Below are 12,090 nucleotides of genomic sequence, written 5' to 3' on the forward strand. Positions count from 1 at the left end.
TACAGAAGGCTGCCGGGTTACCATCAGCTAAAAAACGCTTTTCGACAACAAGGATTTTTCCCCCGGGTTGATGCCCAGCTTAATCGCTTCATTATTCTCCTCTGGTGATTATACAATCTTATTCTCCCTCGTAAGCAAATTCCTGCGAACCCTTCTAAAAAATTTTTTTCAGGTGCCGGCCAATGCCGGGACTTGTAAAGTAGAGGCTGGCTCTATATAATACAGGCTGGTTTTAATGTAAGGAGATGGCTTGCATGTTTTCCCTGCTGATTAAGGGCGGCACGGTTGTCGACGGTACCGGTCGCCCTCCTTTTCGGGCCGATGTAGGTTTGCAAGGAGCAAAGATCGCCGCCCTGGGCCTGTTTGATGGCGTACCCGCGGGGAAGGTCGTGGATGCCACCGGCCTGGTAGTTGCACCCGGGTTTATTGACTTTCACAGCCATGCTGACGCCGAACTCCTGCGGGACCCGGAGGATCGGGCCAAGCTGGCCCAGGGAGTCACTACCGAAGTCATCGGTAACTGTGGTATGTCCCTGGTCCCGGGGTCCCAGGATACCCGTCCCCTCCTGGCCGCGTATACCAGCCCGGTGCTGGGGGAGATCCCCCCGGATTTTCAGGCCACCGGCCTGGCTGAATACCATTCCCTCTTAAGGCGCCAGGGAATAGCTGTCAATGTTGCCACTCTGGCCGGTCACGGTTCAATCCGCCTGGCGGTCATGGGTATGGCCGATCGCCGTGCCCCAAGGGCTGAGCTGGAGGAGATGTGCTCCCTCCTCAGGCAGGCGATGGCGGAAGGCGCCTGGGGCCTGTCCAGCGGTCTCCTCTACCCGCCGGGATGTTATGCCCCCACTGGGGAGTTAATCACCCTCTGCCGGGTAGTCCGCCAGTACGGTGGTTTTTATGTCAGCCATATTCGTAATGAATCCGACGGTGTCCTGGAGGCGGTAGAGGAAGCCCTGGAAATCGGGCGGGAGGCCGGTGTTCCCGTCCACATCTCCCACCTTAAAGCCTGCGGCTCCCGCAACTGGCCCAAAATACCCCGGGCTTTGGCCCTGCTGGACGCTGCCCGGGCTAAAGGCCAGGACGTAAGCTGGGACGTCTACCCTTATACTGCCGGTTCCACCACTGCCGCCTCCCTGCTGCCCCCGTGGGCTGTTGCCGGAGGCACTGCCGCCCTTCAGGAACGCCTGCATTCACCGGAGGTTCGCCAGGAAATTAAGAAAGCCTGGCAGGAAGGCTTGCCGGGCTGGGACAACATGGTCAGTTCCCTTGGTTACGACCATTTAATAATTAATGCTGTGAGCCACCGGGAAAATAAGGACTGCGTGGGCCTGAGCCTGGCGCAAATCGGCCAACAAAGGAGTCTGGACCCAGGTGACGCCCTGCTGGACCTGTTACAGAGCGAAGGTGGTAACCTGGCCATTGAAACCTACCACGCCTGCGAGGAGACCCTGGGAATGATCTTGCAGCACCCGGTAACGATCATCGGCAGCGATGGGATTTATTCCGGCGAACATGCTCATCCCCGCCTATACGGCACCTTTGCCAGGGTTTTGGGCCGTTATGTCCGGGAGCGAAAACTCCTCTCCCTGGAGGAGGCCATAGCCAAAATGACTTCCAAACCGGCGGCCAGGCTCGGCCTCCGGTACCGGGGGCGGGTAACGCCAGGCTATTATGCCGACCTGATCCTCTTTGACCAGGAAACTATTGCCGACCGGGCTACCTTCCAGGAACCGGCCCGGACACCTTCTGGCATCAAGGCTGTTATCGTCAACGGGCGGGTGGCCTACCAGGAAGGGCGGTTTACCGGCGAACGGGCCGGAATTATTCTCACCAGTCATACTACCGGTGTTTAGCTGTCATGTCCATAACCCACCTTGAATCCTCGACGGCACCAAAGATAAGAACAGGGTTTACTTATTAAAGAAATAAAGAAAGGGCGGCAGGTTTTCACCTGGCGCCCTTGCCGTATTACCCTTAACCCGGCAGGCAGATATTCTGACCCACCTGCAGGTTGTAGGGGTTAATATGGGGGTTTAACTCTAATAGTTTTTCTACCGTCGTCCCGGTGGCCCTGGCTATACTGTAGAGAGTATCACCGGGTGCCACCTGCCAGTAAACGCCCGACGGGCAGGGCTGTTCATCCAGCAAGCAGAGGACCTGCCCTATTTGCAGGTTGTAGGGATTAACACCGGGATTTAATCGTTCCAGCTCGGCTACCGTAGTTCCTACCCGTAGGGCTATGAAGTACAGGGTGTCACCTGCTTCTACCCGCCAGTAACGGCCGGATGGACATGGTACCTGCTTCTGGCCCACGCATAATCACCCCTTGCAGGTTTCGCTCCCTGCATCTTATGCGCGGGTTCAGCTAAAGGTACCTCCCTTACTCCCGGTCCAGTTTAAAGTGACGGTGCAGGGCTTGCATGGCCCGGGTCAGGTGTTCTTCGTCAATGATGCAGGATACCTTGATCTCTGAAGTACTGATCATGTGAATATTAATGCCTTCCTCAGCCAGGCAGGCGAACATGTCGGCAGCCACGCCGGGATTGGTGATCATACCGGCGCCGACGATGGATACCTTGGCCACCCGGTCGTTAGAAGTCACCTTGCTGGCACCAATTTCCTGACGTACCCTTTCCGTTACCTCAACCGCCTTCTGGAGATCGTCACGCCCTACGGTGAAGGCGATATCATTAATCCCGTCCCGCATGGCGCTCTGGACGATCATATCAACATTGATGCTCTCTCGGGCCAGGGCTACAAAGAGGGTCCTGGCGATGCCCGGCCGGTCGGGGACGTCGTGCAGGGCTATCCTGGCTACGTTGCGGTCACCGGCTACGCCGCTGACGACCATTTTCCTCTCCATTTCCGTCACCTCTTTGACCAGGGTTCCTTCATGATCATTAAAGCTTGATCGTACCTCGAGGACGACATGGTTGAGTTTGCTAAACTCTACCGACCGGGGTTGCAGCACCTGGGCACCTAGACTCGCCAATTCTAGCATTTCATCGTAGGAAATAACCGGTAATTTTCTGGCCTCCGGCACCACCCGGGGATCGGCCGTATAAACGCCGTCCACATCGGTATAGATCTGGCAAACGTCGGCCTTCAGGGCGGCGGCCACGGCCACGGCCGTTGTATCGGAGCCTCCCCGGCCCAGGGTCGTTATCTCGCCTTCACAGGTCTTGCCCTGGAAGCCGGCTACAATAACGATCTTGCCCTGTTCTAATTCCCGGCGCAGGCGCTCGCAGCTCACTTCCATAATGCGCGCCTTGGAATGGACGTTGTCGGTCAGGATGCCCACCTGGGGGCCGGTCAGGGAGATAACCGGTTCGCCAAGCTCGTGGATGGCCATGGCCAGGAGGGCTATCGATGTCTGCTCCCCGGTAGCCAGAAGCATGTCCATTTCTCTGGCCGGCGGGTTGGGGCTGATCTCGTGGGCCATGGCGATGAGATCGTCGGTCATATCGCCCGGAGCTGACACAATAACGACCACGTCGTTCCCGGCGCGTCGGGTATTTACTACCCGGCGGGCTACGTTTTTGACCCGTTCCGGGCCGTTAACGGAAGTGCCGCCGTACTTTTGGACGATGAGGGCCATAGTAACCTCCTCCGGAATCTCAAATGACTACTGCCCCGTGGTTACAAGGGACCAGTTCTTTGACGGTACATTTTACCCCCTTACGGGCGAAGGCCGCGGCCATAGCCGGTCCCACCTTCGGTTGCCGGCCGCGGCAAAAGGCAATTACCGTGGGGCCGGAACCGCTCAGGGTAACAGCCAGGGCGCCGGCTTCCCGGGCAGCTGCAAAGACCTCGGCCATCCCGGGTATTAGGGGTAACCGGTACGGCTGATGCAGTTTGTCGACCATCATCCTGCCCATGAGGTCCAGGTCTCCGGTAGCAACGGCGGCCAGGAGCACGGCTACCCGGCTGATGTTAAATACCGCGTCTTCCAGGTCTACTTTAGCCGGCAGTACGCCCCTAGAGATCCGGGTGGAAAGGGTGAATTGGGGTATTGCAACTACGGTGACTAAACCTGGCGGTAGTTCCAGGCGCCGGCATATGACCTGTTCCCCGTCCCTGGCGGAGGCTACCAGGCCGCCTAAAATAGCCGGGGCCACGTTATCAGGATGCCCCTCGAGGGTTGTGGCCAGATTTACCAGCTCAGCCGGGCCCAAAGGTCCTCCCAGTATGGCATTGGTTCCTACGATAGCCCCGACCAGAGCAGCGGCGCTGGACCCCAGGCCCCTGGCCACCGGGATGGAGTTGTGCATTTCCAGCTTCAGGGGTACTGGCGGCCGCCCCACCTTGGCAAAGACGGCCCGGGCGGCCCGGTAGGCAATATTCTCCTGGCCCCGGGGTATGGTACCCTCCCCCTCGCCGGTGATGATAATCTCCGGTGAACTGGATTCTTCAATTTTAAGCTCATCAAAAAGATTAAGGGCCATGCCCAGGGTATCAAACCCCGGTCCCAAGTTGGCCGTCGTAGCTGGTACCCGTACCAGCGGCATATTTCCCATGCCCCTTTATTTTTTATGACTTTTTTATAGTACGATCTCCAGAACCCTGGCTTCATCCACCGGCAGGGAGATGGGCTCGCCTACCTGTTTGATGGCGATGTTGGGATCTTTAAGGCCATGCCCGGTGAGGACGCACACCACCCTATCATCCTTATGGAAATAACCCTTTTTAGCATACTTGAGCACCCCGGCCAGGGAGGCGGCGGAAGCCGGTTCGGCGAAGATGCCTTCCGCCGTTGCCAGCAGGCGCTGGGCTGCCAGGATTTCGTCATCACTCACGCAATCGATAAACCCGCCAGAGTCTTTAGCTGCCCGGACGGCCGGTTGCCAGCTGGCCGGGTTGCCGATGCGGATGGCCGTGGCTACGGTTTCCGGGTTCGGCACTACTTCTCCCCGCACAATGGGTGCTGCGCCTTCGGCCTGGAAGCCGATCATCTTCGGCAGGGTATGGCTACGGCCGGCCTGGTAATACTCGTTAAAGCCCTTCCAATAGGCAGTGATATTGCCGGCGTTACCTACAGGAATGGCCAGGTAATCCGGAGCCTCCCCCAGCACGTCGCAGATCTCGAAGGCGGCCGTTTTTTGCCCTTCAATGCGGAAGGGATTGATGGAATTAACCAGAGTAATGGGGTAACGGGAGGTGATGTTGCGCACCAGGGTCAGGGCATCGTCAAAATTGCCCTGGATAGCTATGACCCTGGCCCCATAAAAAAGGGCCTGGGCGAGTTTTCCCAGGGCGATATTGCCCTCAGGGATCAGGACGCTGCATTTTAAACCACATCTTGCGGCATAGGCCGCTGCCGAAGCCGAGGTGTTGCCCGTGGAAGCGCACATTATGGCCTTGGAACCGTTCTCCATGGCCTTGGCGACAGCCATGACCATGCCCCGATCCTTAAAGGAACCGCTCGGGTTGAGGCCTTCATACTTGAAGTATAGTTTTAGCCCCAGTTCCCGGGAAAGGTTCCCGGCGGCAATCAGGGGGGTATTCCCCTCCTCTAAAGTAATCAAGGGAGTCGCCTCCGTCACCGGCAGGAACTCCCGGTAGGCACGAATAACTCCGGGCCAGTTCACCTGGCTTCTCCTCCTTCTACCCTTATTACGCTGGCTATCTCTTTGACCACCGGCAGGCTGCCTAAAACCTCCAGGGCTTCCCGGACATTCTTTTCCCGGACGCGGTGGGTAATAAGCACCAGTTCCGCCAGGTCGCCAAGCATCCGTTCCTGGATGACCGAGGCCAGGCTGACTTCACGCTCGCCGAAAATCCCGGCAATGGTAGCCAGGACTCCCGGTCGGTCGACGACTACCAGGCGGAGGTAATATTTAGTAATAATTGCTCCTATCGGTTTTAGGGGTTTATCATAAAAACAAGTGCAGGATATCCGGCCCCAGTCGTGATGCTGGAGGTTACGGGCCCCTTCAATAATGTCCCCGACAACGGCGCTGGCAGTCGGCAGGGAACCGGCTCCGCGGCCGTAAAACATCGTCTCGCCCACGGCGTCGCCTTCCACGAAGATGGCGTTAAAAACATCGCTAACCGAGGCCAGGGGGTGATTCAGGGGTACCAGAGCCGGGTGGACCCGCACCTCGATCCCGTCCTCGTCTTCCCGGGCGATGCCCAGGAGCTTGACGGCATAGCCCATATCCCTGGCGTAGTTGATGTCATGGGACGACAGGCGGCCTATACCCTCCCGGTAAACCTCCGGGTAAGTAATCCGGGTACCGAAGGCTATGGAAGCGAGGATGGCCATTTTACGTGCGGCATCATCGCCTTCAATATCGGACGTAGGATCGGCTTCGGCGTAACCCAAGGACTGGGCTTCCTTTAGAACGTCGTTAAAGTCGCGGCCTTCGCGGCTCATCTTGGTCAAGATATAGTTGGTGGTACCATTAATGATGCCCATGACCTGACGAATCCGGTTACCCGCCAGGCATTCCTTCAGGGGGCGAATAATGGGTATCCCCCCTCCTACGCTGGCTTCAAAGAGGAGGTCGGCCCCATGGGCGTCGGCGGCATCAAAAAGCTCCTTGCCATAAAGGGCGAGGAGATCCTTGTTGGCCGTAACCACACTTTTACCCCGGCTTAGAGCCTGGAGGATGTACTCTCTGGCCGTCCCGGTACCCCCCATGACCTCGACGATAATAGGGATATCTGGATCACCCAGGATGGTATCCGGGTCGGTTGTCAGCAAGGCTGGATCGACTGCCACCTGACGAGGGCGGTTTAAATCCCGGACCAGGATGCGTTTAATATTTAAAGGCTGGCCCAATTTCTGGGTAATGATGGCTTTGTTCTGCTCCAGCAACCGGACCACACCGCTGCCAACAGTACCCAGGCCCAGAAGGCCAAGATTGATTGGTCCCAACACTGTTTCACTCCCCTTATACCCCTCAATTTTACCGTATAGCAGTCAGATGGGCAATACTTTTTTAAGCAGGCATATTCACTGTCCTATGGACTTGTTTCTTCTGTCTTTTTGCTAAAGGCTTCCGGGCTCCGGTGGTTCTTGGCAGGCAAACCATAATTGGAAGAACTCACCTTTCAAGCGGCCAGGTCCGGGCGCAACTCTTTCAGAAACGGCTGGATAATGGCTGCCAGCTGGTTAAACTCGATTAAAAAGGCGTCGTGGCCATAGGGGGAATCAATCTCTGCGTAACGGGCATGGCCGCCGCCGTCGTTAATCATCCGGACAATCTCCTGCACCTGATAGGGAGGGAAAAGAAAATCGCTTGATATGCCTATACCCAGGCAGGGGCAGGGGAAATCCCGCCAGACTTCATTATAGCTTCCCCGTCCCTGGCTCACATCGTGGAGGTCTACTGCTTTGGTAAGGTACAGGTAAGAGTTGGCGTCGAAACGATCTACCAGCTTCCTCCCCTGGTAGGCCAGGTAGCTCTCTACTTCGAACTGCCCTTCCAGTTGGAAGTATTTCCGGGGGTCCACCAGGTTGCGGCCAAATTTCATGTTCCAGGAGGGGTCGCTTTTATAAGTAATAATCCCGATCTGCCGGGCCAGGGCCAGTCCCCGCCGGGGCCCGGCAGTGCCGTAATAATTGCCTCCCTGCCAGTCGGGGTCGGCGTAAATGGCTTCCCGCTGCACGTGGTGAAAGGCAATCTGCATGGGAGTAGTCCGGCCGCAGGTGGCAATGGGAATAATGGCGTCCAGCATCTGAGGATAAAGAAAACCCCACTCCAGGACCTGCATCCCGCCCATGGAACCACCGATGGCCGCCACCAGGCGCTTGACCCCCAGATAGTCAAGGAGGATTTTTTGTGCCCGTACCATATCGCGGATAGTGATGGCCGGAAAATCCATCCCGTAGGGCTTGCCGGTGGCTGGATTAATGCTGGCCGGCCCGGTGGTACCATAGCAGCTTCCCAGGACGTTGGCACAGACAATGAAATAGCGCCTGGTGTCCAGGGCCCGGCCCGGCCCTACCAGGGGGTCCCACCAGCCGGGATACCTCTCGTCCGGAAAATTTCGGCCGGCGATATGGGCATTACCGGTAAGGGCGTGGAGGACCAGGATGGCGTTATTTCCGGCCGCGTTCAGTTCCCCATAGGTCTCATAGGCTATGGTAAGGGAGCCCAGCTGGGCCCCGCTTTCCAGGTGGAGGCATTGCGACCATTCATAAAACCTGGTTGTTACAATACCGACTCCATCCATGCTACCGGCTCCTGTTTAATGCCTGGTCCAGGTCGGCAATCAGGTCTTCTACGTCCTCCAGGCCCACGGAGATGCGGACCAGATCTTCGGTAACACCCGAGGCCAGCTGTTCCTCCGGTGTCAGCTGCTGATGGGTGGTACTGGCCGGGTGAATGACCAGGGAATGGGCATCACCCACGTTGGCCAGGAGGGAGAAGAGTTTCACGCTGTTGATAAACTTCTTACCGGCCTCCTTGCCGCCCTTAATACCAAAGGTCAAAATGGCCCCCGCTCCTTTAGGCAGGTATTTTCGGGCCCGTTCGTAGTAGGGATGGCCGGGTAGGCCCGGATAGCTCACCCAGGCGACAGCCGGGTGCTCTGCCAGCCAGCCGGCGATCCTGGTAGCATTTTGGACGTGGCGCTCCATCCGCAGGTGCAGAGTTTCCAGTCCCTGCAGGAAAAGGAAGGCATTGAAAGGACTTAAGGCCGGTCCCAGGTCCCGCAAGAGCTGGACCCGCGCCTTGACGATGTAGGCCGCCGGGCCAAAGGACTGGACGTAACTGAGGCCGTGATAACTGGGATCGGGTTCTACCAGTCCGGGAAATTTACCGTTATCCCAATTGAATTTACCGGAATCGACAATTATGCCGCCAATGGAAGTACCATGGCCGCCGATAAACTTGGTCGCCGAGTGCACGACGATATCGGCTCCGAATTCAAACGGACGGCACAGGTAAGGCGTGGCGAAGGTGTTATCAACGATTAAAGGAATACCAGCCTCGTGGGCGATGGCAGCCAGGGCCTCCAGGTCCGGCACGTCCAGCTTGGGATTGCCCAGGATTTCCACATAAAGGGCCCTGGTCCGGTCTGTAATGGCAGCCCGGAAATCCTCCGGTTCGGCGCTGTCGACAAAACGGGTTTTAATACCAAACTTGGGCAGGGTTGAATTAAAAAGACTGAAGGTGCCGCCGTAAAGGCTGGTGGAAGCAACAATCTCCTGTCCGGCGGTGGCGATATTAGCTATGGCCAGGGTGATGGCCGCCTGGCCGGAAGCCGTTGCCAGGGCGCCGACACCGCCCTCCAGGGCAGCCATCCTTTTTTCAAAGACATCGGTAGTGGGATTCATAATCCGGGTATATATATTACCTTCTTCCCTCAGGCCGAAGAGGGCGGCGGCATGATCGGCATCCCGGAAGACATAGGAAGTAGTCTGGTAGATAGGCACGGCGCGAGCTCCCGTAGCCGGATCGGGCTCCTGGCCGGCTTGAACGGCCAGGGTGGCAAAACGATACTGGTGATTGGTAGTCATTTTACTTCCCCTCTCCATGATTAACTTGCTGGCTGCAGGGGAATAAAAAAACCTCTCCGATAAGAAGAGGCACTCAATTCTTACCCCCCTTATCTCTCAGGGCCTTCTGCCCTGCAGGAATTGGCACCTGTCGCCCCCGGAGAAACCAGGAGAGCGGGTTGCCGGGCTTCATCGGGCCAGTCCCTCCACCACTCTCGATAAGAGTTTCATTCCTTTATTAAGTTCAAGCCAGCTTGTATAAAATATAAACCCTGGTTCTGGCAATGTCAAGTTTTTTTCGTTAACCCTCCCGCCAGGCAGCCTCTACCTGTTCCCTGACGTCTTTCAGGTGGCGTAACATGGCGGCAGCCGCCCCTTCGGCGTCCCGGTGGAGAAGGGCCTGGACTATTTCATAGTGCTCATCTACCGAGCGCTCCCCGCGGCCGGGTATGGCCAGGCTGCGGGAGCGACTGTCGGCCAGGAGACCCAGAAGGCTATGCATCAACCTTACCAGAACAATATTGCCGGCAGCCTGGGCCAGGCGGTAATGGAAGTTGCTGTCGTGCCCGGCCAGGAGGGAAAGGCGACCGCTTCGCAGCCGCCCCAGTTGTTCTTTGGTAGTTATAACCATAGAAGCCAATTCCTGTATATCACCCTGGGTACCCCTCTCAGCCACCCAGCGAGCTGCCTGGGGCTCAAGGACCTCGCGGACCTCAAAGAGATCAAGGACGGTTTCCCGGTTTACCGGCAGGTGACTGGCAAAGCGCTTTAAGTATTCATCCGGGTCCTGCTCGCTGATAAAGGCACCCTGGCCGTGGCGGATGCTCACCAGGCCTTCGGCGGCCAGCATTTTTAAAGCCTCTCGGACGGAGGTCCGGCTTACCCCCAGCATCTCGGCCAGTTCCCGCTCCGCCGGCAGGCGGTCGCCGGGGCTCATCTTGCCTTCAAAGATGCTCTTCTTTATTTCATCTACCACCCGGTTATAAACGCTCTTCGGGTTGCGGTTGATAGGTTGAAAAAGTCTTTCTGTCGATGGGTCACGCACGGTCATCGCTCCTACCCGGGGACAAGTGGTCATACCTCAAGCCTAAATTGTAGCATATCCCGGGTAAGGGGTAAATAGCCTCCCCGGCGCGGCCTTGCAAAACGGCCTTTATTCATTTTATGCCGCCCTTCTTATAGTTTATATCAGACCTCAACTGCTATGGGTTTAGTTTACATCGGTAGCTATTCTGGCAGCCCGTTCATGCCGTAGCCAGCGGCGACAGATGGCCACCCCTTCCCCGGCTTCCCGGACCCAGGCGTCGGCGCCGACGTACTGGCAGACGCGCTCATTGACCAGGCCGCCGATGAGGACCTTGACCGGGGCCATGCTTTCCACCAGGTGCATCAGGTGAACGGTACGGCGCATAGCCTCAAAGGAAGAGGTCAGCAGGGCCGAGAGACCAAGGACCCGGGCCCCGGTCTTCTGGATTAGAGTTAGAAAAACGTCAGGCGGTATATCCACCCCTGCGTCATAGACCCGGAAACCCTCGCAGCGCAGCAGGGAGATAGTGATATTTTTGCCGATGTCGTGAATGTCCCCTTCAACTGTACCAAAGACAATATCTGCTTCGGCCGGTTCCTGCCTATCTGCCAGGGGTACTTTCAGAAAAGGCTCGATAAGTTTTAAGGCTTCCTGGAAAATCTCCGCCGACATGACCAGATCGCTCAAAAAATACTCACCGCGGGCGTAAAGCTCGCCAACTATATTCAAACCCCGACGGCATTCTTCTACAATTGCCAGGGGCGGTTGTCCCACCGCAAGGCTGTGGCTGACAAGCTCCAGTACCCTTTTTTCTTCCAATTTTCCCATAGCCTGGGCCAAGAGGCTCATCCGGTCCACCTCCAGATTTTTGGTGTAAATTAGAAAATAGGCGACTGGGAGCTTAACTGGTACCTGTCGCCGCGGTACAGGCACCATCCCCACCCCACCGGCCTTTCCGTATTATCAAAAAGAATTTGTTCCAGTAAAAAAGCTGGCGTTCCCGGAGCAACGCGCAGGGCACGGGCTTCTTCTTCATTTAGAACTGTTGCCTGCAGGGTCATCTGACTGCTTACCGGCAGTACCTCGCCATGTTTTTCCACCATTTCCGGTAGAGCCTGGTACTGGAGCTCATTTTCAAGGATCGGCCGACCACGATCATAGCGCAGGTACTTACGGTCGTAGGCCATCGGCTCGCCGTCCGCCAAGAGGGAGCGGCGAATGTACAGGACCTTCTCTCCTACCGGCACCTGGAGTTTGGTCGCGGCCTTTTGCGGGGCTGGTACCACCCTGGCCTCCATGAGGCGGACGCTGGAGACTAACCCCCGGGCGGCCATCTCCGTATGAAACTCCTCCATGACGAAAACCGCCCGGTCGAGGCGGGGGCGCGAGACAAAAGTACCCTTCCCCTGTTCGCTGTAAATTAACCCGGCCCGGGCCAGTTGACTCAGGCTGCGACGTACCGTCATCCGGCTGAGGCCGTATTTTTCGCTCAATTCTGCCTCTGAAGGGAGAGTATCGCCGGGACGGTATTGACCCGATCTAATCTGCTGTTCAAGTATCTGCGCTAATTGATAATAGGGCGGGATGAAAGAATTTTTATCGATGACCATTT

General features: G+C 57.1%; 11 protein-coding genes and 1 riboswitch. Of the genes, 1 reads left to right on the plus strand and 10 read right to left on the minus strand.

Translation table 11 applies throughout. The features are described from left to right. Positions 1-254 precede the first annotated feature (254 nt). Entirely contained in the window at positions 255-1,856 is a 1,602-nt protein-coding gene (locus tag MOTHE_RS06225; protein WP_011392815.1) for an N-acyl-D-amino-acid deacylase family protein, read from the plus strand. Positions 1,857-1,977: 121 nt separating this feature from the next. Here MOTHE_RS06225 and MOTHE_RS06230 read toward each other — a convergent pair whose 3' ends face one another. The 10 genes from MOTHE_RS06230 to MOTHE_RS06275 form a co-directional block, all read right to left on the minus strand. Further along, positions 1,978-2,316, minus strand: a complete 339-nt coding sequence (locus tag MOTHE_RS06230) for a LysM peptidoglycan-binding domain-containing protein (protein WP_053094798.1) — start codon at positions 2,314-2,316, stop codon at positions 1,978-1,980. 67 nt (positions 2,317-2,383) lie between these two features. Then, positions 2,384-3,601, minus strand: a complete 1,218-nt coding sequence (locus tag MOTHE_RS06235; protein ID WP_053094801.1) for an aspartate kinase — start codon at positions 3,599-3,601, stop codon at positions 2,384-2,386. A 19-nt stretch (positions 3,602-3,620) separates the two neighbouring features. Then, entirely contained in the window at positions 3,621-4,511 is an 891-nt protein-coding gene (gene thrB, locus MOTHE_RS06240; RefSeq protein ID WP_053094802.1) for a homoserine kinase, read from the minus strand. Between the two features lie 33 nt (positions 4,512-4,544). Then, entirely contained in the window at positions 4,545-5,591 is a 1,047-nt protein-coding gene (gene thrC, locus MOTHE_RS06245; RefSeq protein WP_011392819.1) for a threonine synthase, read from the minus strand. Further along, positions 5,588-6,886, minus strand: coding sequence for a homoserine dehydrogenase (locus MOTHE_RS06250; protein WP_053094804.1), 1,299 nt, complete (start codon positions 6,884-6,886; stop codon positions 5,588-5,590). Before MOTHE_RS06250 ends, thrC begins: the two co-directional genes overlap by 4 nt. A 173-nt stretch (positions 6,887-7,059) precedes the next feature. After that, the gene (gene metX, locus MOTHE_RS06255) at positions 7,060-8,184 is read right to left on the minus strand and encodes a homoserine O-acetyltransferase MetX (RefSeq protein ID WP_011392821.1); all 1,125 of its coding nucleotides are present in this window, start codon (positions 8,182-8,184) and stop codon (positions 7,060-7,062) included. 1 nt (position 8,185) lies between these two features. Next, positions 8,186-9,472, minus strand: coding sequence for a homocysteine synthase (locus tag MOTHE_RS06260; protein WP_011392822.1), 1,287 nt, complete (start codon positions 9,470-9,472; stop codon positions 8,186-8,188). Between the two features lie 86 nt (positions 9,473-9,558). Further along, a riboswitch (SAM riboswitch) is annotated at positions 9,559-9,676 on the minus strand. Positions 9,677-9,752: 76 nt separating this feature from the next. Beyond that, positions 9,753-10,496, minus strand: coding sequence for a FadR/GntR family transcriptional regulator (locus MOTHE_RS06265; RefSeq protein WP_053094806.1), 744 nt, complete (start codon positions 10,494-10,496; stop codon positions 9,753-9,755). A 165-nt stretch (positions 10,497-10,661) separates the two neighbouring features. Beyond that, positions 10,662-11,327 (minus strand): cobalamin B12-binding domain-containing protein, encoded by a 666-nt coding sequence (locus MOTHE_RS06270; protein WP_011392824.1) that lies wholly within the window; start codon positions 11,325-11,327, stop codon positions 10,662-10,664. Positions 11,328-11,356: 29 nt separating this feature from the next. Then, positions 11,357-12,088: a GntR family transcriptional regulator gene (locus tag MOTHE_RS06275; RefSeq protein WP_011392825.1), complete on the minus strand. Its 732-nt coding sequence runs from the start codon at positions 12,086-12,088 to the stop codon at positions 11,357-11,359. Positions 12,089-12,090: the final 2 nt, after the last annotated feature.

Source organism: Moorella thermoacetica (assembly GCF_001267405.1).
GTDB classification, from domain to species: domain Bacteria; phylum Bacillota; class DSM-521; order Neomoorellales; family Neomoorellaceae; genus Neomoorella; species Neomoorella thermoacetica.

Coding starts and splice junctions, on each gene's coding strand:
- MOTHE_RS06225 (WP_011392815.1), top strand. CDS start 255: ATGTTTTCCCTGCTGATTAAGGGCGGCACGGTTGTCGACGGTACCGGT.
- MOTHE_RS06235 (WP_053094801.1), bottom strand. CDS start 3,601: ATGGCCCTCATCGTCCAAAAGTACGGCGGCACTTCCGTTAACGGCCCG.
- thrB (WP_053094802.1), bottom strand. CDS start 4,511: ATGCCGCTGGTACGGGTACCAGCTACGACGGCCAACTTGGGACCGGGG.
- metX (WP_011392821.1), bottom strand. CDS start 8,184: ATGGATGGAGTCGGTATTGTAACAACCAGGTTTTATGAATGGTCGCAA.
- MOTHE_RS06260 (WP_011392822.1), bottom strand. CDS start 9,472: ATGACTACCAATCACCAGTATCGTTTTGCCACCCTGGCCGTTCAAGCC.
- MOTHE_RS06270 (WP_011392824.1), bottom strand. CDS start 11,327: ATGAGCCTCTTGGCCCAGGCTATGGGAAAATTGGAAGAAAAAAGGGTA.
- MOTHE_RS06275 (WP_011392825.1), bottom strand. CDS start 12,088: ATGGTCATCGATAAAAATTCTTTCATCCCGCCCTATTATCAATTAGCG.